Source organism: Butyricimonas faecalis, from assembly GCF_003991565.1.
In the GTDB taxonomy this organism is placed as follows: domain Bacteria; phylum Bacteroidota; class Bacteroidia; order Bacteroidales; family Marinifilaceae; genus Butyricimonas; species Butyricimonas faecalis.
In genome coordinates, this window is sequence record NZ_CP032819.1 from 3,907,708 (window position 1) to 3,932,708 (window position 25,001).

The following is a 25,001-nucleotide window of genomic DNA, read 5'->3' on the forward strand; positions in this document are numbered from 1 at the left end:
ACTTTAAGAGAAGTAATCGGAGTAGGGTGAGTTATTCGTAAGGTAGTTGCCTAAATTGTAATTTGTGAAATTTTTGAATTCATGAATTAGATGCGATTGGTCATAAAAGCCACATTCGTAAGCTAAGTGTGTAAAATTCATATTAGGTTTTCGGCTTAATAAGGAAAGAGATCTTTGAAAACGGACGATTCGAAAAAAATCTTGTGGATTTATTCCGACATATTCTGAAAATATCCTTTTGAATTGCTTATATCCTAAGCAGGCGGTTTCTGCCAGAGAAGTAAACTTAATGATTGGATGTGTATTTATGACAGAAATAACGGCATCCATTCGATTGAAATTGTATTCTTTTGTTATAGATAATTGTTTTAGAAAAAAGTCATCAATAAATTTTATACATAGGTCATTGTCTTTTGTGTTACCGATTTTATCCTGCAATTCACTAAGAGACTTTACGCCTATCATATCCAAAGGTGTTAAATTTTCATACAACTCGCATGTCGGAATATTAAAAACACTTCTAAAACCGTGTGGTTGAAATATTACTGCGATCATATCAACTGTCCCTGTTGGAATAGCATCATAATAGCCAATTTTTTGTCCTCTAATAAAGCCAAGAGGTTCCATGTCGTTATTGACAGAGGACAAGATTGCGTCACCCCGATGAAACACAAGTTCTACACTACCAATAGGTGTTAGCCTGCGCAGATCTTTTATATCAGATTGAAATATCCAATAGTGTTTTATGTAAGGAGCTAAAACGGAAGTCGGTTTTATGATTTTAAAAAAGTCCATATTTTATAAAACTATGATGTAAAAATAGTGAATTTTATCAACTTAACACCTTTTCTATTGAGATGTTTTTTCTAAATTTCCCCTTGTTAGAGTTATTTGAAGTAGAGGGAAGAAAAGCAGGCCAAAGATTTTCGCTCGTTTTTATGTCATTGCCTATTCTGTTTTTGTAACCAACTAAATGCTTGAAATATAACAGAATATTTCAAAACTGTATTTTCTGTATAAATATTTCGTGTGCTTATCCCCCCTTTTTTCATTCTTGTGCGTTTTGTTTATAAAGTTGGGTATAAAATGTGATTAAACGTTAACTTTATGAAACATAACGGAGATGTATTATTTGAGATTTCAGAACTGATCTATAAAGATTTATCAGGTAATGCAACAAAAGAAGAACAGTTAAAGTTAGATACATGGAAAAATGAATCCGAGCAAAATAGAATGTTGTACGAGCAAATTTGTTCGGATGAAGTTATGCGGGGTAAGATCCGGTTATATCGGAATAGTGATGTGCAGTCGGCATTTAATTCTTTTATACAGAGGAGAGAACAGAAAAATAGTCGTAGACGTTTGATAATAAGGATTTCTCGTTACGCGGCAATAATTGCCCTGCCTTTGTTGCTCGTATTATTCTATTGGTATCAGGAGAAGGTGGAGGAGAAATCGCCGCTAGAGGTTGCCCATACGATGATGATAAAAAAGAATGTTCCCGTGTTGACACTTTCTAACGGACAGCAAATGGTGCTTTATAATCAAGATTTGACATTGAATGAAGAGAATGGGGTGCAGATTACGATGAAGTCGGAGGGAGAGATGCAATATATCACTTCCGATTCGACGAAGGAGGAAATGGTGTATAATACATTGACCACTCCTTCGCAATGTGATTTCTCGTTTACTTTAGCAGATGGGACTAGAGTTTGGCTAAACGCGCAGTCGTCTTTGCGTTACCCGGTGGCCTTTACGGGGAAAGAGCGCGTGGTGTACGCGGAGGGTGAAATCTATCTGGAAGTGGCAAAAGATGCGGAGCATCCCTTTTTCGTGGTGTCAAACGGGATGAAAGTTGAGGTGTTGGGTACTTCGTTTAATGTTAATGCTTACCCGGACGAGACATTTACCGAAGTTACTTTGGTGGAAGGACGTGTTGCCGCTCACGTGGATGATAAGATATATAATTTATTGCCTAGTAAACAATTGCGTTGGGATAAGAATAACGGGATGGTGGATATAAAGGCTGTGAATGTGAATGATTATATCGCTTGGAAAAACGGGCAATATATTTTTAAAGGTAAGCCTTTGGTGGAGGTTGCTAAAGTGTTGCAGCGTTGGTATGAGGTTGAGATCATTTTTGAGAACAAGGGGTGTGAGCAAGCAATTTACACGGGGGTAATAAATAAAGAGGAGCGAATCGATGTTTTCGTGGAGCGTTTGGATGAAACTTCGCAGTTTGATTGCCGGGTGGAAGGAAATAAGGTATTTATAAAATAAGAAGATAACGTACGTTTTGTTTGATATATAAAAATTTAATTAGTTCAATATGAAAAAAATTGTATTAGTTGGGTTATGCGTTGCATTTTCTGGCTTGCTGATGGGACAATCTCAATACAAGAAAATGGATGGATATGTAATCAAAGGTGTGATAGAGGGTGATTATAAAGCCAATAAAGTATATCTCGTGGAGGAGGAGGAAATTCAGGGGAAGCCGCATATTGTCGATAGTGCGGAAGTGGTGAATAATCAGTACACTTTTCAAGGACCGAGTGTGAAATATCCGAGAATGTATTTTATCAAGAGTGCTGATCCTGATTGTTTGAGTCCGATCACGCCTTTCTTTTTGGAAAATGGGGAGATCAGTATTCGGGCAAATGCAGATTTCTTTTTGAATTCTACGGCAAAGGGGACGCCTAATAATGATATTTTTGACTTTTATAAATTTTTGGATCAATACGTGACAGATAGTATTCGTAAAGTGTGTGTATTGGAGAGAATGCTTTATGGAGAACAACCTTATGAAGTTGAAAACAAAAATTTTAAAGAAAGAGGTGCGATAGCAAAAAGACGGAACACGGAGATCGGGATAAAAATGGTAAATCTTTACCCGGATCAGGCTTTTGCCCCGTTTGTGATTTATTGGTCGATGAGGTATCGTTTGCCATTGGAGGAACTAAAAGCGTTACGGGCCAAAATAGACCCGAGTTTGAATGAACATCCCTATACGAAACAGCTGGAAGAGTACATTCGGTTGGCAGCATTCTCGGAGGGGAGTGATATGCCCGATTTCACGTTGCCGGATCAAAACGGGAAAAAGATAAAGTTGAGTGATTTCAGGGGAAAATATGTTTTGATTGATTTTTGGGCTTCTTGGTGCGGGCCTTGTATGAGGGAAATGCCTAATATCGTGAAGTTGTACAAGGAATGTAAAGGGAAAAATTTTGAAATTCTCGGTGTGTCGTTGGATTCTAAAAAAGAGGCTTGGTTGGGAGCCATTAAAAAGAATAATATGAAATGGCCGCAAGTGAGCGATTTGGAGATGTGGTCGACTGCTCCGGTAAAATTGTGTAACGTGACAGCAATTCCTTATACGGTATTGATTGATCCGCAGGGGAAAGTTGTTGCTTTGGATTTGCGGGGTGAAAAGTTGATTCAGAAGGTGAAAGAAGTCCTTGGAAAGAAATAAAAAATGATGAGATGAAGAGTTTGATACTTGTATTGTTAGTAAGTTGTTTTTCAGCTTTCTCTTTGACCGCCAAAGAGGTAAGTCGGGTTAGCGCACAAATTCAAGGCTTTAACGGGAAGATGGTCTATTTCGATTTCGTAGAGAAAGATGGAATCAATCAGGAGTTTCCTTATATGGAAAATCAGGAGATGGAGTTTGACGTGGAGTTGGATGACATTACAATGATGAAGATCAATGCTTGGGTTGTTGTGTGTCTGGAACCGGGAGATCAGATTCACGCTAAAATTCAATATGACGGGAGACGTTACACGGATGTTGAATACACGGGAACCCCGAAGGCTGTCGCGGTAGGCAATTATTTGCATAAAGTCCGTACGTTGCGTGCAGAGAGAAGGTATAAGACAAATATTCCGGCTCTTTTAGTATTGTTGTATGACGCGAAAGAGCATTATACTGCCACGATGCAAGAGTGGAAGGATGAGATTGCTTTGCTGGATGAGATTAAAGATTCAATTTCCGGGCGGATGTATAATTATTTGCGTTCCGAGATAGAGGCGACGTTGTTGACAAATTTAATCTCGTATCCTTATGCCAGTTCGTCTTATCATAAAAAAGCGTTGGAGGCTTGTATCGCGGATGGTTACTGGAGTGCATTGGATGATTATCGTTTACGTGATGACGAGGCTTCTTTGAGGAATCGATTGTATATGTCGTTCCTCGCGCAATATAAGGAATACGAGCAACGGAAGGCTGCACGTGATAAAAATGAAGAGTATAAACCGGCTGATAGTATGGAAAAAGAGTATGAAAGCATTGCAACTTTCTATAATGGAACTTTGCGGGATGCGGCTTTATTCGTTTTTTTGTATAATCAGGTGGCGGCTAACCGAGATTTCGATACAATCGAGAAGTTGAAAAAGGATTACTTGAAAAGATACAATAAGAACAAGGAGTATAAAAAGATTCTCGTGCAAGTGATGAAATGATTCAAAGTTTGGGGAGTATGCCCACTCCCCGATGCTTAGATTTTAATTTAAAGCCACTTAAACTAAAAAACTGAACAAAGTTATGCAAAAAAAAGAAGTGCATCTACATTCGTGTAGAGTAAAATTTACAATTTTCGTGCTGATGCTTTTCTTGTTTGTCGGTAGCGTGCAAGCAGGCAATGATGATGATTATAAAAACACGAAAATTACGCTTAAGGTGGATAATATGCGGTTGGATAAGGTACTGGATTCCTTGGCGGTGATGGTAAAAGTACAATTTTTTTACAATCATGCACAAATTAACGTGCAGAAAGAAATTTCGATTGATGTGAAAAATCGTACCTTGGATTATGTTTTACTTATGATTCTGGGAGATCAACCTGTTGATGTGGAATACCAGATGAATCGAGTGATTGTTTTGAAGCCTCGTCCTAAAGTGGATCCTAGAAGTTTGATTCATAAGGTAAGCGGTGTGGTCATAGATGCTTCGACCAAAGATCCTCTTCCGGGAGCCAGTATCGTGTTGAAGGAAAGGGTGGCGATGGGAGTCGTTACAGATATTAACGGGAAATTCTTTATCGAGGTGCCGGAAGGTATTAGTGCGCTGTTGGTTTCTTTTGTCGGTTATGAGAACGAAGAAATTCCATTAACCGGTAAATTGACAGATCTGGAGATTAAATTGACTCCCAAACAGGAGGAACTTGAAGATGTGGTTGTAACCGGTATGGCTCCGCGGAAAGTAGAAAGTTTTTCGGGAAGTTATGTATCCGTGAAAGGTTCGGAATTGAAAAAGCTGAACCCGACGAATATATTAAAAGCGTTGCAGGTTTTTGATCCGAGTTTCCGGATCGTGGAAAATAATAAAGTGGGTTCAGACCCGAATGCCATGCCGGAATTCAGATTGAGAGGTGACGTGCAATTGAACCCGACAGGTGCTAATGATTTGCAGATGTTAATGGGAGATTATTCCAATCGTCCGAATATGCCCTTGTTTATTTTGGATGGTTTTAAGACAACATTGCAACGTATCGTGGATTTGGATCCGGAACGGATAGAATCCGTGACGATATTGAAAGATGCATCGGCCACGGCCATTTACGGTTCGGAGGCGGCAAACGGGGTGTTGGTTTTTGAAACCAAGAAACCGTTATCGGGAGCCTTGAATGTTTCTTATTCGATGAATTTGGGAGTTACGACACCGGATCTTTCTGATTATAATTTGATGAATGCGGAGGAAAAGTTGGAATATGAGAAACGGGCGGGATTATTTAACCCGTTAAGTGCAAGTGATATGAATTATTATAATTATTACAAGCAGGAGATCTTACGGGGTGTGAATACGTATTGGTTGTCGAAGCCGTTGCAAACGCCTATCACTCATCGGCACACGCTTTCGATGGAAGGCGGGGATGAGGCTTTAAGGTATTCTTTGAGTGTGAATTATAGTAGCGAGCCGGGGGTTATGAAAGAATCCGACCGCACGAGCATGGGGTTAAGCTTGAATTTGCAATATCGGCGGAAAAAATGGAATATCAATAACCAGTTGAGCCTTTCCAACGTGAAGGGAAATAATTCTCCGTATGGGTCGTTTAGCGAATACACGAAATTGAATCCTTATTATCGGGTGAAAGACGAAAATGGGCATTACACGAAATTGATCGAGTATAAGTCGATGGGTGCCGGTACACAAAGAGAAGAAATTACCAATCCCCTGTATAATATACAGTTCCCTTACAAGGATATGACGGAGAATTTTAGTGTGACGGATAATTTTGCCATCGAGTGTGCAATACAAGAAAACTTGCGTGTGAATGTGGCAGCTTCCTTTACTAAGGGAACAGCTCGTTCGGAGGTGTTTAAATCTATGAATCATACTGATTTCGCGGGAGAAAAGGATCTGACTAAACGAGGATCTTATAATAAGAATACGGGGGAGACGTTTACTTGGAGTTTGAACGCATCTGTAAATTATAACCTGACTTTCGGGAAGCATTTGATCAGTTTGTTCGGACGTTGGAATGTTGATGAAAATCAAGGAAATAGTGTTAACTTGTCTGCTAAAGGTTTTCCCAATGATAACATGACGGATTTTCTGTTTGGATTCGAGATGGATAATCGGGTGGCCGGAATGGAATCTACTTCTCGTTCTGTTGGAGTCATCGGGCAGGTTAGTTATATGTATGATACCCGTTATTCAATGGATTTCAGTATCCGGGGTGATCTATCTTCTCAGTTTGGTTCGAATACGGGCATGGCTCCATTCTGGTCGATCGGAGCCCGTTGGAATATGCATAAAGAAAAGTGGTTGGAGAATACGTTTATATCTAATTTAGTACTTAGAGGGTCATATGGAGTAACAGGATCCCAGAGTTATGAGCCTTATCAAGCAACTGAAATGTATTCTTTCCGGGAATTGATGTTTCCTTACCCGGCAACTGATGTTTTGGGAGCTCAATTGAAAGGAATCGGAAACCCCGACTTGGGATGGTCCAAAACAAAAAATCGAAGTGTAGCTTTGGAATTAGGATTTTTCCAAAACCGGTTGAATTTCGGAGCTTCTTATTATAATAATTTGACTGAAAATTTGTTGCTGGATTATACGTTGGCACCTTCCGTTGGTTTCAGGACAATGACGACGAACGTGGGAGCTGTGAAGAATGAAGGTATTGATTTGCAGTTGAATGGGTTGATTATTAATGATTGGGAGCGGAATATACAATGGACATTAGGAATTAATGGAGCTCATAATCGTAACGTGGTTGAAAAGATTTCAAATGTTTTGAAAGCATTGAATGAAACGAATTTAGCTTCAAAAGATGAACCACTTCCTATTTATGAAGAGGGTAAATCAATGAATCAATTGTTTACTGTCCGTTCTTTAGGTATTGATCCGGCCACAGGAAAGGAAGTTTATCTGAAACGCAACGGAGAGAAGACTTTCGTTTGGGATGCCGTGGACAAGGTGCCTATGGGCGACTCACAGCCCAAGTGGAATGGTTCGATCTCGTCTTCATTCTTGTATAAGAATTGGTCGATGAATTTGGCATTTACTTATTCGTTAGGTGCTCATATTTATAACCAGACATTGGTGGATAAAATTGAAAATTCAAAGGTAGCTTATAATTTGGATCGTCGGGCAATAAAGGCTCGTTGGTCAAAGGATAATCCGGATGCAAAATATAAGTCCATCGAAATCATTGGAAATGATACGCCACAAAGTAGTCGGTTCGTTCAGAAAGAGAATAAGTTAACCTTCTCTTCCATCACGCTGGGATACCGTTTTGATCCGAAGAATTTTAAATTTTTGCAGACTTGTAGGGTAGCGAGTTTGTCGTTGAATGCTACCATGAATGATATTGCTGTTCTTTCTACAATTAGGCAAGAACGGGGACTTGACTATCCGTTCGCACGGAGTTTTAATTTATCCTTATCTGTATTGTTCAATTAAAACAAAGGGAGGAGTAACGATGAAAAAAATAATATTAGCGTGTAGTTGGATCATTTTAATGATGATGTCTGCTTGTTCGGATTGGGTGGACGTAAGCCCGAATACGGATGTAAAATCGGAAGATTTGTTTACCTCTGAATCCGGTTTCAAGAGCGCGTTGATCGGAATTTACGGTCGTATGACAGATCAATCGTTATATGGCGGGCACATGACGTTCAACTTTATGGAGAAACTCGTGCAACGTTATGATAACAATAATGATTCGGATGATGTGCGGGCAAAAATATATGACTATAAAAACCAGAGCGATCCGAAAAACACGTTGGCTTCTATTTGGAGTGCCATGTATCAGGATATAGCTAATATCAATAGTTTGTTGACATACTTGGAAACAAACGGGCATTATATTACGACGGAGGGATACTGGGAGATGATCAAGGGAGAGGCTTTGGGATTACGGGCATTTCACTATTTTGATTTGTTGAGAATGTGGGGACCGATATATGCTCAGGATTCGACGGCTAAGGCCGTTCCTTTCCGGGATAAATTTAACTCGGATAAAGTTGCTCCCATGGCAGCAAATGAATTGGCACATAAAATTTTAGACGACTTGATAGAGGCTGAAAAATTGTTGAAAAATGACAAAGTGAATTGGGCGTATAAATTTGATGAACCTTTCGTGGGAGAACGGGGATATAGGATGAACAAGTATGCGGTAAAGGCTTTGATGGCCAGAGTGTATTTGTGGATGGGTAATAAGACAATGGCCGCGGCTTATGCCCGTAGCGTGATCAATGAATGTGGATTGAGTCTCGTGCGAGATAACCAGACCGACGTTTCAATGCATGACGAAACGCTTTTCGGATTGTCCATGTATAATATGAGCGAGAAATTGAATAGTTACTGGAAAACCGCTCTCCCTTTCAATAATCAATTGTGGATTTCAGATAACAACCGAACGACGGTTTTTGAATCCATGACTTGCGGTATTAATGATATCCGGTATAAGAATGGATTTGGTTTTATCCATGGGGATAATCAGAATATGTGTCGGAAGTACTTGGGTGAGAATACATTTTATGATGAAAATATTCCCTTGATTCGTTTGTCGGAAATGTATTATATTCTTGCAGAATCAGTTTCTTTGGAAGAAAGTGTGGAGTATATAAACAAAGTACGCAACACGAGAGGTATTTCTCGGACATATGATATTATTTATAGTAGTAGTTATACGGATGTTGAACGTCGGGAGGCATTGTTGAAAGAGTATCAAAAGGAATTTTTTGCTGAAGGACAATTCTTTTATTTCTTGAAACGTCATAATTACGAGACATTCTATCGTTGTCCCGTGGCTAAAATGGTGTATTATGTATTCCCGATTCCGGACGATGAAGTTGAATTCGGGTCTATGACAGGCGAGTGATTGTTGTATCATTAAATTAGACGGCATTATGAATAAATATATTTATATCGGATTCTTATTTCTTCTGTTAGGTTGCCAGAAAGAGGGAATTGTGAGTTTTGATCAAAAAAAGGATTGCATCCAATTCAATTATGATCCACAGGAAAACCAAATGGTGCTGGAGTATGATTTTGCGTTTCAGAGTGTTGTTGGTAAAGATGAGTGGGGTTATCCAACCATTTATTTGGGCGATTCGATTTCCAGGGATACTATTTCTGTATTTTTATCATTGATGGGGCATGCAAGTGATGTGGATCGGGAATTTAAATTGAAAACAGTTCCTTTGGAGTTGCTGGAAGAGCTTCCTTTGGCAACGGTTGAGTTTTTACCGAAGTATACTTTCCGGGCGAATCGTTTGCTTGATACCGTTCAGGTTGTGCTGATACGACCGGAACGAAGAGGTAAATACGCGGTAGGTATCACGTTTGATTTTGAGGATGCAAGTTCTCTGTTCGATTCGGGAGCGGAGGAACAGAGCGTGTATCAGGTGATGGTATCTGATCGTTATGAAAAACCAGCTGATTGGGCTGAGGGAGAGAATGCATTGGGAGAGTTTTCGGAAGAAAAGTATGCTTTCTTCGTCACGATTCTTGGCGTGAAGTTTAGCCCTTATTTGGATTGGGGAACTTATAATCAAGTGCTGCGGGATAAGTTGGCAGAATTTAATGAAAAACACCCGGATGCACCCAAAGATTTTAGTTTTCCCGTGTGGACGAAGCCCAATTGGTGGGATTGGTACATGGGAGCCGGGACTTATTTAGGAGAATTTTCCGAAGCAAAGAAAGAGTTTGTGATCAGCGTTGTTGGAGAAGAAAACTATACAAGTTATACAGATTGGGCTAGTTTTATGCCAAAATTGAGAGAGGCTTATGATGCTTATAATGAAAAGCACCCGGATGAACCGTTACCATTTGCTCCTTTCCCGCCGGATCCTGAAGTGTCGGATAATGACAAATAGTATCGTTAACGAATAAAAATGAGAACCATGAGAAATAGAATTTATATATTGGGGGTAGTTGCTTTTATGTTGGGAGGATGTTATGAGGATAAAGGTAACTATGACTATAAAAAAGTAAACGATCTGGAATCCATTACTTTTCTTCCGGAACCGACCGAGAGAACAGAAACTTCTTGCAATTACAGGTATCGCCAGCCTTCGTTGGATACATTGAGGGTGACTTACACGCCTGTAGTGACTCAATCGGATGTAACGGGAGAGGATAATTTGGAATTCCAATGGATTACCTCGAAGACGGTAAATAAAAAAACGGTTTTGGATACATTGCGGTCTAAAGAGTTAACTTTAAAATTTGCTCCCAAGAAAAAGACGTCATACGCACCATTATTCAAAGTAATAGATCATTCCACGGGAGTGGAGTATTATACCAAGTTCAATATGAACACGGTGGTTCCCTTTGTAAACAGTTGGTTTGTACTGCATGGGGCGCAAGGAGATCGCAAATTAGGCGTTGTCGAGGGAATTAATGCAGAAACTGATGAGTTAAGTGTCGTTTATGATGCTTATCAGGATATTTGGGGAATTCGTCGCTTTCAAGATGCAACGAAATTACTTTATCTTTCTTCGGATGGAAGTGATTACGCAAATCTGATTGTTGAACACATGTTTGCAATACAACCGGATAGTTGTGCTTATATGCACCCTTTTGACTTAGTTGTTAATAAACGATTCGAGTTGATGATGCCTAACGTTTCACCTCGTCCTCGTTTGGCGTATGCTTCGGGTGACGGGTATTCTGCCGGCTTCTTGGTGGATGCAAACGGACATTTGTATTGGACGAAAGGAATGGGTTGGATGTTCACGGTAAAGACGGATGACAACACGAAAAATTATCAAGTGAAGAACGTGTTCCTCTCCCGAAGTGGTTATGCTACAATCTGGGATAGAGAACATAGACAGTTTATGTATTATAACATGAATGGGAATAGAATGATCTGGAGTAATTCGGAAATCCATCCGGAAGATGAAAGTTCTGTAGTATTAACATTGTTTGATAAAGGTATTTTTGCAGAGGACGAATGGAAGAATCAGGAGATTGTTTATATGGGACAAGGAAATAGCGACATATCCGAGGAAGGGACGATAATTATTGGTGTGGACGGTCAGCAAAATTACACGGTATATCAACTTGGCTTTAATGGACAAGGAACTTCTTTTATCGAAGTAAGCAAGACTCCTGCCGTTAATATGAATTTGGATGCGACTTCTCAATTTGCCACTTCGATTGCCTTTAAAGATCAAATTTTTTATACCCGGAATAGTGCCGTTTACTTGTATAACGTGGCGAGTGGTGAGGAAATCTATTTATATGATGCCGGGGGCCCCATTACGAAATTGCAATTTAGAATTGCGGCTTGGTATGACACGGAGTATGGGACCATTGATGCGAATAGGAGATTGGCTGTTGTGGTGAATAATCCGGATGGAACGGGAGAATTGCATGAGTTGTTTCTGACTTCCGGGGGTGATGTTGATAAAACATTCATTCATACGGGTTTCGGGGAGATCCAAGATATTGTTTTTACAAACCCGGGAATAGTTAGACGTTAAGTGAAATTCAAAATATGAGCAATTTGAAAATAGTAATGTTTGTTTTTTCCCTTTTCCTCGTGAGCATGGCTTTCGGGGAGGGGAAAAAATTCAAGATCAATGGTTGGGCTCCTGAATTAAGTGAAGGAGAGATGTTGGTTATCGTGAATCGGTTGGATGGAGTGGATACGTTGGCTCAAGCTCCGCTTGTGAATGGGAAATTCGTGTTGGAAGGCGAGTTAGAGAAGCCTTGTGTCGCGTTAATTAAAGTGGCACAGTATAACGGGGGATTTATCTTTCTTTTGGATACGGATGCTCCTTACGAGATGCGGTTGTGGCAGGATAAAAAAGAAGAGATAAAAGGGGGAAAATTGCAAGAAGAATTGAATGCCTATAAAGAGATTGTCGAGAAAGCCAACAAAGGGATGAATAAATTGAAGGGGGAAATTAAAAAAGCTTCTAGCGAGAAACATTATAAGACGGCCGGAGAGTTACAGAAAAAATTAGCTAGAATGCGAGAGGATGCTCAAAAAGAATTGGATGCACTGGTAGAGAAAAATAAGGATAATCTTTTTGCTGCTTATATCCAGACGATAGGAATGGAACAAATGAATTTGGATGCCTTAAAAGCTTGCTATCAACGACTTTCAGAGAAAGCTCGTCAACTGGAACCGGGGAAACAAGTGGCTGCCCGAATTCAAGCATTGGAGGGGGTGGAGGTGAATGCCATGGCTCCGAATTTCACGTTGTGGACACCTGATGGTAAAGAAGTCGCGATGTATGATGTAAAAGGGAAAATCAAAATTATCGATTTTTGGGCATCTTGGTGCGGACCGTGTCGGCTGGAGAATCCGAATATGGTTAAATTATATCAAGATTTTAAAGATAAAGGACTTACCGTGATGAGCGTGTCTCTTGACGAGAAAAAGGACAAGTGGACGGAAGCTATACAAAAAGACGGGTTGAAATGGTTACATCTTTCTGATTTGAAAGGTTGGAAAGGTGAAATCGTTAAATTGTATAATATTGACGGAGTTCCGACAATATTCGTGTTGGACGAGAATAACCGGATTATAGCGAAGAATTTAAGAGGAGAGAAATTGAGAGCCTTTGTAGAGGAAAGATTGAAGTGACGAGGGTGTCATGATTTGTGTAAAGAGAGGGGGTTTTATCTCCCTCTTTTTTTATCTTTGCAGAGTTGTGTAATATGTTAAAAGTAAATAGAGTATGCGAAGATTATTTTTGGGTGCGATACTGATATTGTGGTGTACCTTATTGAAAGCTCAATACGAGGGTATGGAATATTATCAAGAGCAAGACCCGGCGGTAAAAGCAAAATTGGAACAATGGCAGGATTTGAAATTCGGTTTTTTCGTGCACTGGGGACCGTATAGCCAAAAAGGGTATTGTGAATCGTGGACTATTTGTACGGAAGATGTAGATTGGATCCAGCGGGACACGACGATTTCTTATGATGAATATTACCGGAATTACGTGAATCTGAAGAAGACATTTAATCCGGTGAAGTTTAATCCGGGGTATTGGGCTGATCTGGCAAAAGAGGCAGGAATGAAGTATTTCGTGTTTACCACGAAACATCACGATGGTTTTTGTATGTGGGATACGAAAGAAACGGATTATAAGATTACTTCCTCTGAATGTCCGTATCATACGGCACCTCATCCGGATATACTGAAAGAATTGTTTGGTGCGTTCCAAAAGCGGGATTTTATGATCGGTGCCTATTTCTCGAAACCGGATTGGAATAACCCTTATTATTGGTCGGATCGTTGGCAACACGGAGATCGCAACGTGAATTACAAGATCAAGAATCACCCGTGGATGTGGGAGAAATTCTGCGATTTCACGTATAATCAGATAAAAGAGTTGATGACCGGGTATGGGAAGGTGGATATTATTTGGTTAGACGGGGATGGGTGGCACCGGAAAATCGGAATCAAGATATCAAGATGGATCGAATCGTGGAGATGGCACGAGAACATCAACCCGGATTGATCGTTGTTGACCGTTGGGTCGGCGGGAAATACGAGAATTACCGTACTCCGGAGCAGAAGATTCCTGAAAAACCGTGGAATTACCCGTGGGAAACTTGTATGACGATGGCAAATCAGTGGTCTTATTTGCCGGGTGATAAATACAAGTCTACCCGAGAACTTGTACATTATCTTGTGGATATCGTGAGTAAAGGGGGAAACTTTTTACTGAACGTGGGAGTGGATGGTAATGGAGAGATTCCGCCGGAAGGGATTAAGATCATGAAAGAGATGGGTGCTTGGATAAAGATTAACGGGGAGGCAATCTACGAAACCCGCCCAATCGCCCCTTATAAAGAAGCGAAGATTTGTTACACGAAACATAAAAATAACGGGAAAGTATATGCTATTTATCTAAATGATGAGGATGAACCGAATCCGCCTTCACAGATTATGTTCAGCGGTATTAAGCCGGCCAAAGGAGCCCGGATCTCGTTATTGGGACATAAAGGAAATTTATCCTATAAACGGGTGGACAACGGCGTGTTGGTGACACTACCACCGTCTTTCGTGAAGAACCCGGCTTGTGAACATGCCTGGACGTTATGTATTTCTGAAATTAATGAAAAAGAGTAGCTTCAAGCTACTCTTTTAATAACTACCTCCCCTAACCCCTCCTGCACAGGAGGGGAAACCGCTTGGAAATCAACCCTCTCCCTGTGTAAGGGGGAGTTGGAGGGGGTAGCTTGTTGATAGGGATAAGGCTTGTTAGACACTCCCCTTCATTAAAACCCATTCAACTGCATGGTTGCGGTGGGAATTAATAGTACGAAACCGATAATAACAAGTAGGAGAATGAATTTCCAAAAGAACTTCACCCAAACGTCGTAAGGGATACGAGCGATTCCCAAAGCTCCGATCAGCACTCCGGAAGTAGGAGTGATCATATTCGTGAACCCGTCTCCAAACTGGAACGCCATCACGGTAGCTTGTCTGGATAGTCCGATTACGTCGGAAAAGGGGGCCATGATGGGCATGGTAAGAGCTGCTTTGGCAGAACCTGACGGGATGATAATATTGATCATTGTTTGGATCAAGTACATGATACCTAGCGAGAGAACACGTCCGGCCTCGCTCATTAGGCCCGCCAGCGAGTGGAGAATAGGATCTATGATATGGCCTTCTTGTAAAATAATGATAATTCCACCGGCTAAACCAACTACTAGTGCGGCAGAAAGAATATCCTTTACTCCGGCGATAAAGAGCTTGACAATGTTATCCGCGTTTTCTTTTGCTGCAAAACCGGAAAGTATTCCCATGGCAAGGAATAGCCCGGATATTTCAGGCAAATACCACCCGTAACCCATCACGCCCACGATTAGAAAAAGAATCGTGAAGCCAAGGATCGTCAGGATAAAAAAGTGGAAAGATTTCCGTAAAGAAAAATATCCGATCAAGGCGAATAGTACGGTTAATGCCGGGACTACAAACGTGGTTAGACTGGAATGTTCCCCGATGGATAGTGTCGTGCGGGGAAAATAACAGGAGAAAAGTATTAGTCCGGTGAGGATAAAAAAGTAGACAACCCAAGATGAGGTGTAACTTTTGTATTCAATTTCCTGTGTGTCGGCCACTTTCTCTTGTCTCCAATGACTATCTAGGTTGTACACGAGTGAAGCCTTGGGATTTTTCTTGACTTTTGCGGCGTAGCGTAACACCCAGGCTATCATGATCACGTTGAGTATGGCCCAACAGAATATCCGGTACTCGAAACCGGAAAATAACGGAAGGTCCGACAACCCTTGTGCGATACCGATCGTGAAGGGATTCAAAATTGCTCCCGCGAACCCGACATGGGCAGCGACATAGACCATACATACTCCCGTGAGAGAATCGTAACCCATGGATATGGCCAGGGGAACGATAATGATGACAAAAGCCAGCGTTTCCTCGCTCATGCCGAAGATCGCCCCGAAACAACTAAACAGAAGCATAACCATCGAAATAATGATGTTATTGACACCTAGTTTACGGATGATTTTAATATGCTCCAGTTTTTGTGTGGACCGTAAGAAAGAAAAAATCCCCACGTCAATGGCTTTACTATTATTCATAATCCAGAAAGCTCCCCGATAATCAGTATGAAAGCGATAATGCCGGATTGTTTCTCGAATCCGTTGAAAAGAGCCGAGAATACCTGCCACGTCTGAGGGCTCTTGGCAACCTCATGGAATGAATCGTTCACGATCACGGTTCGTTCTACGCCATTGACATCGATAGATTCTCGCGCGTATTCCCCGCCCGGGATAATCCAGGTTAGGATGGCACAGATAATAATGATCGAGAATACAATGGTATAAGTATGCGGAACTTTCTTTAGCATGATGGACTGTGTTTTTAGATTAAGGGTTCAAATTTACAAATATTTGTGAGAGAGCAACAATATATGACTTGGAATTCTTAAATTTGCATGAAAGAAGTAAATCATAATCATAATGGACTCACGTTTGCAGGATAAAATACGGGCGGGGGAGAGTAAAGTCTTGGAATTCAAAGAAATTCTGCCGCAAGGAGATAAGATAGCGAAAACCGTTGTTGCATTCTCTAATACGAGTGGGGGGCAATTAATTATCGGTGTCGGGGACGACAGAACGATAAAAGGTATTGATCCCGACGTGGATATTTTTGCATTGCAGGATAGAGTAGTATCTATTATCTATGATTTATGTTACCCGAATATTCTACCCGAATTTTACACGACAAACGTGGATGGCAAATTGTTGTTTGTAATAGAGGTCTATCGAGGGAATTTATTGCCTTACTATTTGAAAAAAGAAGGGCGGAATCATGGTACTTACGTGCGGATAGGAAGTTCTAACCGTAAAGCTGACGTGGAAACCGTGATTGATTTGGAGCGACAGAGAATAAATAGAAGTTTTGATGAGGAGATCTGTTTTGACACCTCTTTTGAGAGTTTGGATTTGACCCCGTTGCAGAAAAGGTTCGAGGCGAGGGGAAAGACTCTTGATATGGAGAAGTTGAAAAGTCTGAAACTTGTTCAGGAAGAACACGGTCGTTTGTATCCCTCGCAAGCCTTGTTGATTTTGTTAGGAATACGGGAAAATGCTACCGTAAAATGTGCCCGTTTTAAGGGAACTACCATGGGATCATTTATTGATAAGAAGGAATATTCGGGAGATCTTTTTTCGCAGTTGGATCAAGTTGAGATGTTTATAAAGAATCATCTTCATTTGGCAGGAGTGATTAAAGGGTTGCAAAGGGAAGATCGGTATGAGATTCCGATGGAGGCGATTCGGGAAGTTATATTGAACGCTTATGTACATCGGGATTATATAAATTTGGGACGGGATATAAAAGTTGGCATTTATGACGATATCGTGAATATTGTTTCTCCCGGAGGTTTTCCGAGTTCGATTACGATTGATGACGTGTTGGCAGGTCGCTCCGAGGCAAGGAATAAGGCGATTGCCCGTGTTTTTAAAGAGTTGGATTATATCGAGCAATGGGGCAGTGGAATAAAGAGGATATTTTCATGGTGTGAAGCGGCAGGAGGTGTAAAACCGTTGATTACAGAGAAAGGTGATTTCGTGGATGTTGAGTTGTATAGGGAATATACGGATGGTAGTGAAAGTGTCCAAGAAAGTGTCCAAGAAAGTGTCCAAGAAAGTGTCCAAGAAAGTGTCCAAGAAAGTGAAGGAATATATTTGAGGAAAAGACAAATAGATATATTGTATTTTTGTTTGAAACCAAGGAAAAGTAAGGAAATATTAGATTATTTAGGCGTGATTAATCATTCGAAAAATAGAAAGTTACATATAACTGAATTAGTTCAACTCGGATTATTAGCTCGGACAATTCCGGAAAACCCGAACGATCGGAACCAAAAATATATAACAACAAAAACAGGGAAATTATATATAGAAGAGAATGATAACAGAGGAAAAACGAGATAAAGTATTTACCCGGGATTTCTTTCGAAAGGTGGGGAAAGCGATACATGATTATCATTTGATAGAGGATGGAGACCGGATACTGGTGGGAGTTTCCGGTGGAAAGGATTCGTTGGCACTATTGGAAGTGTTGGCCATGCGGGCCAAGGATCCGAAGCAAAATTACACGGTTATTGCGGCTCATATTGCCGTGGAGGATGTCGCTTACGAGGTGGATGGCGACTATTTGAGGGCATTCTGCGAACGTTTGGGCGTGGAGTATGTTTACCGGACAATTCGGGTGGATACGACAGTGAATCCCAAGAAGCCGGCTTGCTTCGTGTGTTCATGGCACCGGCGCAAGATGCTTTTCGATATTGCCAAAGAATACGATTGTAAAAAACTGGCATTGGGACATCATCGGGATGATGCCGTGGAGAGTCTTTTGATGAGCATGATGTTCAACGGGACAATTTGTAGCATGCCGGCCCGCTTGGAAATGTTCAAGAATACGTTCACGCTCATTCGTCCGTTAATTTATCTTTCGAATGACGAGACTTTACGGTATGCTGAAATGCGACAGTTTAAAAAGCAGAAAAAATATTGTCCCCACGAAAAAGCGACGAACCGGGATGCCGTGAGTCGATTGCTTGATCAGATGGAAATGATTTCCCCCCATGCCCGGAGTAATTTGTTCGCTGCGATGCAAAATATCCGGGAGGATTACTTGCCTTGATCCTATTTTTTAGTTGATTTATATGCTGTGACACGGGAAAGTGAAATAGAATGATTTTAAATTGATCCCTTCTATCCCGCTTGTAGAGAGTGAAAGATAGTTTTTTCTGTATCAGATAAATGGCGGCAGGATCTTAAATTAAAAATATTTGTAGGGAAAAATTGTTTTATTCAAAAAAAGGTCCTAATTTTGTATTCAGGAGGTGAGGATTCCAGATACAATGGAATTCTTAACTAGATAAAGGCACTTATTGGAGGATAAGTGTCATTTATTTTTTATGTATAAATCAATATTTTAATATAATAATTATGACAAAGAAGGTATCTTATGTAACCAAAGAAGGGCTGAAAAAATTGCAGGATGAACTGGACAATTTGCAGAATGTAGAGCGCCCTAAGATTTCCAAAGCAATAGGGGAAGCCATTGAAAAAGGAGATATCTCCGAGAATGCAGAGTATGACGCGGCGAAAGATGCCCAGGGATTACTGGAAGCTAAAATCGCTCAGCTACAAGATATAATATCCAATTGTCGGATCATTGACGAGTCTCAGATCGATACGTCAAAAGTTCAGATATTGAATAAGGTGACGATCAAAAACACTAAAACCAAGGCGACAATGACCTACACGTTGGTGTCAGAGAGTGAAGCTGATTTCAAGGCTGGCAAATTATCCATCACGACCCCAATCGCTAAAGCGTTGATCGGTAAAAAACTAGGAGACAAGGTGGAAGTGCAAGTTCCGGCAGGCACGATGGAGTTTGAGATCATGGACATTTCAATTTAATTGAAAATTGAAAATGGAGAATTGAAAATGAAGGCCAGCGGAGCTGGCAATCTAAAATCTAAAATTTTAAATCTTAAATAGATCATGGCTTCAATTTTCACGATGATTATTAACGGGGAGATTCCATCTTACAAGGTGGCCGAGGATGAGCATTATTACGCATTCTTGGATATTAACCCCCTGCAAAAGGGACACACGCTGGTGGTTCCGAAGCGAGAGGAAGACTATTTGTTTGACCTGACGGATGAAGAATTAGCCGGGATGATGCTGTTTGCCAAAAAGGTGGCCAAAGCAATAAAGAAGAGTATCCCCTGTCAACGAGTAGGGGTAGCCGTGGTAGGATTGGATGTCCCGCACGCTCATATTCATTTGGTTCCTTTGGTTGAAGGCAACGAGTTGAACTTCTCTAACCCGAAAAAACAGTTCCCGAAAGAGGAAATGGAAGCTTGCGCTAAGCTGATTAATAGCAATCTGTAAAAATATTGGACAATTTATCATGAGGGACGCGATCACGTCCCTTTTTTTATCAGAAGATGGAAAGAAAAAAATTATATAACGCCTACGAACAACACGAGGGATATAATTGCTTCGGTTGTGCATCCGGAAATGAACATGGCTTACGCTGTGAATTCTACGAAGAAGGGGAATATATTACTTGCCATTGGATGCCCCGGCCAGAGTTTCAAGGATTTTTTCACGTGTTACATGGAGGGATACAGGCAACGTTGATAGATGAAATCGCATGTTGGAATGTTTTCGCGAAGGTGAAAAGCGCGGGTGTCACGGTTGAATTGACCACGAAATATCGTGCTACAGTCTATTCCGACCGGGGAGAACTATTCCTGCGTTCCCGCATCGTGGAACAAACTTCGCGTCTGGCGAAAATGCACGTGGAACTATTCAATGCCGATGGAACGCTGGGGAGTGAGGCAGATGTGGTTTATCGTATATTCCCTGAAAATGTGGCCCGTCAACGATTAGGATGGACGGGGATCGAGGCGTTTTATCGTGACGAAAAATAATCTTGTTTAGTAGGAATATATAAAAGAGAGGGAATAAAAACTTGTTTTTCAAATAAACTCCTTCGTCGGCTTTGTTGCCACCTTCTCTATAAATAGAGGAACTCTTAGCAACGACGGGTAGTATTTTTCACCTCTCCCTCTGTTTATAGAGGGTGGGCCCCGAAGGGGAGGGAGTTTGAATGTAGGAGTCTTGATTCACTCTCTTGTTTGTAAGCACATGAGATAAATGTCTTTATTTTGAGCTAATCTTTTTAAGAAAATCATTCCATCGTTTTTTCTGGGCAGAAGTTGCATTATTTCCAACACCTTCCATGTTATAAAGAACTTTTTTATTAAATTCTTTCGAATACTCTTTTTCGCATACCGAAATGAAATGATCAATATCGTTGCTTAGTTTAGCTTTAGCTATTTTTATATAAGCTTGGTATACTTGATTATTTTTTAAATGTAAAGCTGTGATTTGGCGACTTATTTTGTCTAAATTTTCTGGACTTGTTTGTATCATTTTGCCATAAAGAATCATCATTACTTCTTTCATGTAGCTATTAAGCAAACGGTTGTTAACTTCTTCTTCTCCGATCGTTTGGAAAAATTTAGCTCTGTTCTCTAAGACATATTTCCCAATTTCAGAATCTTTTGGGGCTATATCAATGTTACCAGTAAGAAACCAATAATTCTTGGATAATTTTTCTTCTTCATTTAACTGCTGAAAAAGATCGAGGGCAACTTGAATGGCTTGGGGAGAGTATAACTCGGTTAGTTTATTCAGATATAGAGTTAGAAATTCTTTATCACGACACCCGTTGTTGTATTTATGGTTTAGTGCTGATAAGGATTGGCGATCATCTAGCCCATCTTTAACTTTTTGTAAGAACTTACTGGAATTACCTCCCCCGACAAACTGATGACGTAAAGAGCCGTCCGGATTTAAAATGATAAATGTTGGATAAACTTGTACGTTATATTGTTTTTGGATAATACTTCCTTTCTCTGTCTCCAGATCATATTTTACACAAATGAATTGTTTGTTCATAAAATCTCCAAGAGCTTCTTCTTTAAAAATAGTATTGGTCATGTACATACACGGTCCACACCACCTGGTATAACAATCGATGAAAAGCATTTTATTCTCTTTTTGAGCTTTTTGCTTAGCCTCATCGAAAGACAAGTCATGAAAAAAAATTCCTTGATAAGCTAGAATTTTGAATGATTCTGCATAATGTGACAGTTTGGTTTTCATATTTTTATCTTGCGTTTTGAGGGCAAGAGAATCCAATAAATTAGCAGCCTCGTAGAATTGTTTTTTATTTCCTTTTTTATCCATCCAGTTCAAATAGGGCGATAAAATGAACCAGAGGTCATCATTACTAAAAGGTTGAATAGACATTTTTTGAGTCAAAGTGATGATGCTGTCAATATTTTCTTGTGCACAAGCTTCTGCAAAGAGTAATTTATTGATAAGATTTTCTTTACTTTTAAATTCGACTAGGGATAACTCTTGGCGTATCTTTTCCAATTGTTGTTGAGTGGCCTCTCCTTGTTTGGTTCTACATTGGCTGATAGGAACAAGGAATCGAGATTGTAAATAATGATCAAGTGTCTCTTCACCTATATTTTTTTGAAGAACGCTTAGATGATTTAATACAAATTGAAATTCTGGATCTCCGTAATTTTTGCTTTCTATCAATGGCCAAAACTCTTTTTTTACCCGGTCTTTATAAGTTAATCGAGTTTCTAACTCTTGACTTATTTGTTTGCTTTTCTCGTAGTTTTGGTTTTGATTTAATATCGTGATGTATTCCATCATCTGTTTCTTACTTAGTTTTCCTTTTTTGTATTGCTTTTGTAGGTAATCAAGAGATGTTTTAACGTGTACTCCTTTTTCCACCCGGTCAATAAATATATCTAAAGGCCCACCACCTACGATCGTGTGTTGAATGCTTCCATCTGGGCGAATAATAAAAAATGTCGGGTAAGCGGAGATAGGAAATCGTTTGGCTAATATCTTTCCTTCCCCTTTTTCCATATCGAATTTCACGGAAATGAAACGAGGATTAAAATATGTCCCGGCCTCTTTGCGTGTGAACACCTGCTCTGTCATGTATTTACATGGACCGCACCACGAAGTGTAACAGTCCATAAATATTAGTTTTTTTTCTGCTTTGGCTTTTGCTTTTGCTTGCTCAAAAGTCAATGGTTCAAAATGAATCCCTTCTTGACAGAAACTGGATGTGTATAAGAAGAGTAAACACGTGAAAAGTATAAAATTCTTCATATGATTTAATGTTTAAATACAACAACACGGTTTTATCTTTTTCTCCTTCTGATTCCAATAATGAGGGCTGTCAGTAGAAGAATACTTGGAAGACACCAAACGAATCCGATACGGGCAATTTTCATTCCTTGCTCTTGAATGTAGATTTTGTTATCGGTTTTAGAGGGTCTGCTTGTATCAATAGGAGCTTTGTTGTAGGATAACCAATTGAAAGAAGCATAAATCAAAGAAAAGTTATAAGCATCTATATTTTTCCGGGCTCTACCGAGCTCGTCATTACTGAAACAATCAGCATCTCCTAAAATGATAATTCTCTGTTCTTTCCCTCCCACTGGTTTTGTCAGTGCAAGGGTGGTCGGGTAAACCTGTTGATGTTCTCCCTTTTCTGGGTTAAGTTCCGGTTTGTCTTCAATAAAATCCGTTGTTTCCGTTTCATTCCACACCTCGTTGTTGTCTGTTACGGTAATCGGGATCATCTGATAATCTAGATCGGGAGTGTAAGTTAACCCTAGGCACCCAGGCATGGTAACAGGAATACCATGAATAAAAGAGGGTGCAATTTTTGGGGCATCCTGTGTGATTTTGGAAAGGATTAGATCCGGAGAGCTTAGTTGTGATGGGCGTACGAGTTGTCCGGGCATAAATGTTATACCGAACATTTTCACTAGGGGATTCATCGTTTTTTGTCGATTAACTTCTCCAGCGATGAGTACATTACCCCCCCGCTCCGTGTATTCTTTATAGTGAGCAAATTCTTCCGGAGACAATGGATGGCGGAGATCTGCCAACACGAGGATATCCACTTTGCTGGAAACCTTTTCTCGAAGATCTACCTCTGTGAAATCGAAACCTTGATTCACTAAAGCGTTACGAAAAGGTCGGTTATCCGTGAATAGGCTATAATCTCTAGCATTTTCTCCCAGATAATTACGTTCTCCATGCCCGGTTACAAATCCAACCAGAGGCATCTTGGTAATCAAATGTTTTAGTGAGGCAGAAATCTCGGATTCACTGGGAAATTTCATAACGTCATTGAATGTTCGTAATATTGCTTTATTCCCGTTCTCCCATTCGATGATACGAGTTAATCTATTATGCTCTCCTGAAAGGTCAATTAGCGCCCTAATTTTTTGAGGAGGAAGAAAACGATTCGTGTCTTCCCTATAGGTTTTGGCAATGTCAATCATGCATTGGTGGTCGGTCATGCCGGGATATCTGCTTTCGATGGATGGATCTGGAGATTGGTCGTAATAATAAACGTATTCAAACTCCATTTCCGGCTTGAAACGAGTGTAGTGTCTGAAACGTTGCAGGTCTGTATTCTTATCTCGGGGAAAAAGGAAACCAAAGTTTGGATCGAGAATGTTAATGTAAGTTGTAACTTTTAGTTTGCCCTCTAGTTGAGAGATAATTTCTTGACTGCTTTGAGTTAACGAGTTATGCTTGGTGGCTGTCGTATCATAAAAAAACATGGTTTTCGGACGGGACGTGGCGTAGCCAATTAATGCCACGAGTACAAATGTTCCGGCATATTTACTCCATGTTATACACCATGAGGCTTTTTGACGTTTTGCTTGTAGCCGAATAATGGCAAACACCAGAAATAAAGCGGTGACGATAAGAAAGTAAATAATATCCTCACTACAAATCAACCCCTTGATCAATTCATTAACACGTCCAGACATGGATAGCCACCAGGTAATATCTCTGATGAAATCAATGTGTTGCCATAAGCCTTTAACGAAGTTTAGAGTTCCCAACACAAACAAAGTCGAAATGGCTGCAACAACTTGATAGGAGGTGAGACTTGACATGAATATTCCTACTGCAGAATAGAGGCAAATTAGCAGATAAATACCCAATAATCCAGTAAGTGTCGGGGCTAGGTCGAAATCTTTTACGTTAATAGTGGCAAAAGCAATAAATAGTGAAATAATTATAACTAGGATAATTCCGAAAATCATCATGGCAAAAAATTTACCGAGAATGATTTGGGTATTAGTCACTGGAGATGAGTAGAGCATTTTTATCGTGCCGCTTCCTAATTCTCGGCTCACTAGCCCCATCGTGAGTAAAGGAATGTAAAGATACAGGTAATTCAGTACAGTCAGATACAACCCTCCGAATGGAGAAACGAAAAGATGCTCTGTTAATCCGGCAGGTAGACCGAGATTCATGGATTCGTTCCATACCAGACCTCCGAATGTGGAGGTAAATCGTAGAGCGACTTGTACGGTAAATATGATAATAATTAACCAAGCTATAGGAGAATAGAACATAATTTTCAATTCGGCCCTTGCTATGTCATATATTGTTTTCATGCTAT

The 25,001-nt window shown here is 40.2% G+C and carries 17 protein-coding genes and 2 pseudogenes; 15 read left to right on the top strand and 4 right to left on the bottom strand.

The genetic code is table 11. The annotated features are described in order from the left end of the window. Positions 1-3: 3 nt before the first annotated feature. Entirely contained in the window at positions 4-795 is a 792-nt protein-coding gene (locus D8S85_RS16885) for an AraC family transcriptional regulator (RefSeq protein WP_106481477.1), read from the bottom strand. 312 nt (positions 796-1,107) lie between these two features. Here D8S85_RS16885 and D8S85_RS16890 point away from each other — a divergent pair, with 312 nt between their 5' ends. The 10 genes and pseudogenes from D8S85_RS16890 to D8S85_RS22005 all read left to right on the top strand — a co-directional run bounded on the left by D8S85_RS16890 (position 1,108) and on the right by D8S85_RS22005 (position 14,543). Further along, positions 1,108-2,280 carry a FecR family protein gene (locus D8S85_RS16890; RefSeq protein ID WP_106481478.1) on the top strand — a complete coding sequence of 391 codons (1,173 nt, stop codon included), beginning with the start codon at positions 1,108-1,110 and terminating at the stop codon, positions 2,278-2,280. Between the two features lie 49 nt (positions 2,281-2,329). Then, positions 2,330-3,469 carry a TlpA disulfide reductase family protein gene (locus D8S85_RS16895; protein ID WP_106481479.1) on the top strand — a complete coding sequence of 380 codons (1,140 nt, stop codon included), beginning with the start codon at positions 2,330-2,332 and terminating at the stop codon, positions 3,467-3,469. Between the two features lie 11 nt (positions 3,470-3,480). Beyond that, positions 3,481-4,455, top strand: coding sequence for a hypothetical protein (locus tag D8S85_RS16900; protein WP_106481480.1), 975 nt, complete (start codon positions 3,481-3,483; stop codon positions 4,453-4,455). 82 nt (positions 4,456-4,537) lie between these two features. Then, positions 4,538-7,903 (top strand): SusC/RagA family TonB-linked outer membrane protein, encoded by a 3,366-nt coding sequence (locus tag D8S85_RS16905; protein ID WP_172726530.1) that lies wholly within the window; start codon positions 4,538-4,540, stop codon positions 7,901-7,903. 19 nt (positions 7,904-7,922) lie between these two features. After that, positions 7,923-9,326 (top strand): RagB/SusD family nutrient uptake outer membrane protein, encoded by a 1,404-nt coding sequence (locus tag D8S85_RS16910; RefSeq protein WP_172726531.1) that lies wholly within the window; start codon positions 7,923-7,925, stop codon positions 9,324-9,326. 28 nt (positions 9,327-9,354) lie between these two features. Then, a complete protein-coding gene (locus D8S85_RS16915) occupies positions 9,355-10,323 on the top strand; it encodes a DUF4843 domain-containing protein (RefSeq protein WP_127075412.1) in 969 nt (322 codons plus the stop codon). Between the two features lie 27 nt (positions 10,324-10,350). Next, complete coding sequence (locus tag D8S85_RS16920) at positions 10,351-11,934, top strand: PKD-like family lipoprotein (protein ID WP_172726532.1); 1,584 nt, start codon at positions 10,351-10,353, stop codon at positions 11,932-11,934. Between the two features lie 14 nt (positions 11,935-11,948). After that, positions 11,949-13,046 carry a TlpA disulfide reductase family protein gene (locus D8S85_RS16925; RefSeq protein WP_106481483.1) on the top strand — a complete coding sequence of 366 codons (1,098 nt, stop codon included), beginning with the start codon at positions 11,949-11,951 and terminating at the stop codon, positions 13,044-13,046. A gap of 163 nt (positions 13,047-13,209) precedes the next feature. Beyond that, positions 13,210-14,168: pseudogene (locus D8S85_RS21695) on the top strand (alpha-L-fucosidase); the annotation flags it as partial. Positions 14,169-14,198: 30 nt separating this feature from the next. Then, positions 14,199-14,543, top strand: coding sequence for an alpha-L-fucosidase C-terminal domain-containing protein (locus D8S85_RS22005; RefSeq protein ID WP_240648956.1), 345 nt, complete (start codon positions 14,199-14,201; stop codon positions 14,541-14,543). Between the two features lie 149 nt (positions 14,544-14,692). On the opposite strand, the pseudogene D8S85_RS16935 reads toward D8S85_RS22005, so the two are convergent. After that, positions 14,693-16,290, bottom strand: a pseudogene (locus D8S85_RS16935) (YfcC family protein). Positions 16,291-16,402: 112 nt separating this feature from the next. Here D8S85_RS16935 and D8S85_RS16940 point away from each other — a divergent pair. From D8S85_RS16940 to D8S85_RS16960, 5 genes are all read left to right on the top strand, one after another. Continuing rightward, complete coding sequence (locus D8S85_RS16940) at positions 16,403-17,881, top strand: RNA-binding domain-containing protein (RefSeq protein WP_127075416.1); 1,479 nt, start codon at positions 16,403-16,405, stop codon at positions 17,879-17,881. Continuing rightward, positions 17,856-18,593, top strand: coding sequence for a tRNA lysidine(34) synthetase (locus tag D8S85_RS16945; protein ID WP_106481487.1), 738 nt, complete (start codon positions 17,856-17,858; stop codon positions 18,591-18,593). The genes D8S85_RS16940 and D8S85_RS16945 overlap by 26 nt, the downstream gene beginning before the upstream one ends. 308 nt (positions 18,594-18,901) lie before the next feature. Next, positions 18,902-19,378: a transcription elongation factor GreA gene (gene greA / locus D8S85_RS16950; protein ID WP_106481488.1), complete on the top strand. Its 477-nt coding sequence runs from the start codon at positions 18,902-18,904 to the stop codon at positions 19,376-19,378. A gap of 84 nt (positions 19,379-19,462) precedes the next feature. Continuing rightward, the gene (locus tag D8S85_RS16955; RefSeq protein WP_106481489.1) at positions 19,463-19,855 is read left to right on the top strand and encodes an HIT family protein; all 393 of its coding nucleotides are present in this window, start codon (positions 19,463-19,465) and stop codon (positions 19,853-19,855) included. 56 nt (positions 19,856-19,911) lie between these two features. After that, positions 19,912-20,400 (top strand): PaaI family thioesterase, encoded by a 489-nt coding sequence (locus D8S85_RS16960; protein WP_106481490.1) that lies wholly within the window; start codon positions 19,912-19,914, stop codon positions 20,398-20,400. Between the two features lie 232 nt (positions 20,401-20,632). Here D8S85_RS16960 and D8S85_RS16965 read toward each other — a convergent pair whose 3' ends face one another. Together D8S85_RS16965 and D8S85_RS16970 are read right to left on the bottom strand one after the other, a co-directional pair. Beyond that, entirely contained in the window at positions 20,633-22,675 is a 2,043-nt protein-coding gene (locus D8S85_RS16965; protein ID WP_127075418.1) for a thioredoxin family protein, read from the bottom strand. Positions 22,676-22,707: 32 nt separating this feature from the next. After that, a complete protein-coding gene (locus tag D8S85_RS16970) occupies positions 22,708-24,996 on the bottom strand; it encodes a Gldg family protein (protein WP_106481492.1) in 2,289 nt (762 codons plus the stop codon). Between the last annotated feature and the right edge of the window lie 5 nt (positions 24,997-25,001).

What these genes read in the sequence shown, in the direction of transcription:
- D8S85_RS16945 (WP_106481487.1), top strand. Translation starts at nt 17,856, where the DNA reads ATGATAACAGAGGAAAAACGAGATAAAGTATTTACCCGGGATTTCTTT.
- D8S85_RS16895 (WP_106481479.1), top strand. Translation starts at nt 2,330, where the DNA reads ATGAAAAAAATTGTATTAGTTGGGTTATGCGTTGCATTTTCTGGCTTG.
- D8S85_RS16970 (WP_106481492.1), bottom strand. Translation starts at nt 24,996, where the DNA reads ATGAAAACAATATATGACATAGCAAGGGCCGAATTGAAAATTATGTTC.
- D8S85_RS16915 (WP_127075412.1), top strand. Translation starts at nt 9,355, where the DNA reads ATGAATAAATATATTTATATCGGATTCTTATTTCTTCTGTTAGGTTGC.
- D8S85_RS22005 (WP_240648956.1), top strand. Translation starts at nt 14,199, where the DNA reads ATGGGTGCTTGGATAAAGATTAACGGGGAGGCAATCTACGAAACCCGC.
- D8S85_RS16885 (WP_106481477.1), bottom strand. Translation starts at nt 795, where the DNA reads ATGGACTTTTTTAAAATCATAAAACCGACTTCCGTTTTAGCTCCTTAC.
- D8S85_RS16940 (WP_127075416.1), top strand. Translation starts at nt 16,403, where the DNA reads ATGGACTCACGTTTGCAGGATAAAATACGGGCGGGGGAGAGTAAAGTC.
- D8S85_RS16960 (WP_106481490.1), top strand. Translation starts at nt 19,912, where the DNA reads ATGGAAAGAAAAAAATTATATAACGCCTACGAACAACACGAGGGATAT.
- D8S85_RS16920 (WP_172726532.1), top strand. Translation starts at nt 10,351, where the DNA reads ATGAGAAATAGAATTTATATATTGGGGGTAGTTGCTTTTATGTTGGGA.
- D8S85_RS16890 (WP_106481478.1), top strand. Translation starts at nt 1,108, where the DNA reads ATGAAACATAACGGAGATGTATTATTTGAGATTTCAGAACTGATCTAT.
- D8S85_RS16905 (WP_172726530.1), top strand. Translation starts at nt 4,538, where the DNA reads ATGCAAAAAAAAGAAGTGCATCTACATTCGTGTAGAGTAAAATTTACA.
- D8S85_RS16925 (WP_106481483.1), top strand. Translation starts at nt 11,949, where the DNA reads ATGAGCAATTTGAAAATAGTAATGTTTGTTTTTTCCCTTTTCCTCGTG.
- D8S85_RS16965 (WP_127075418.1), bottom strand. Translation starts at nt 22,675, where the DNA reads ATGAAGAATTTTATACTTTTCACGTGTTTACTCTTCTTATACACATCC.
- greA (WP_106481488.1), top strand. Translation starts at nt 18,902, where the DNA reads ATGACAAAGAAGGTATCTTATGTAACCAAAGAAGGGCTGAAAAAATTG.
- D8S85_RS16900 (WP_106481480.1), top strand. Translation starts at nt 3,481, where the DNA reads ATGAAGAGTTTGATACTTGTATTGTTAGTAAGTTGTTTTTCAGCTTTC.
- D8S85_RS16910 (WP_172726531.1), top strand. Translation starts at nt 7,923, where the DNA reads ATGAAAAAAATAATATTAGCGTGTAGTTGGATCATTTTAATGATGATG.
- D8S85_RS16955 (WP_106481489.1), top strand. Translation starts at nt 19,463, where the DNA reads ATGGCTTCAATTTTCACGATGATTATTAACGGGGAGATTCCATCTTAC.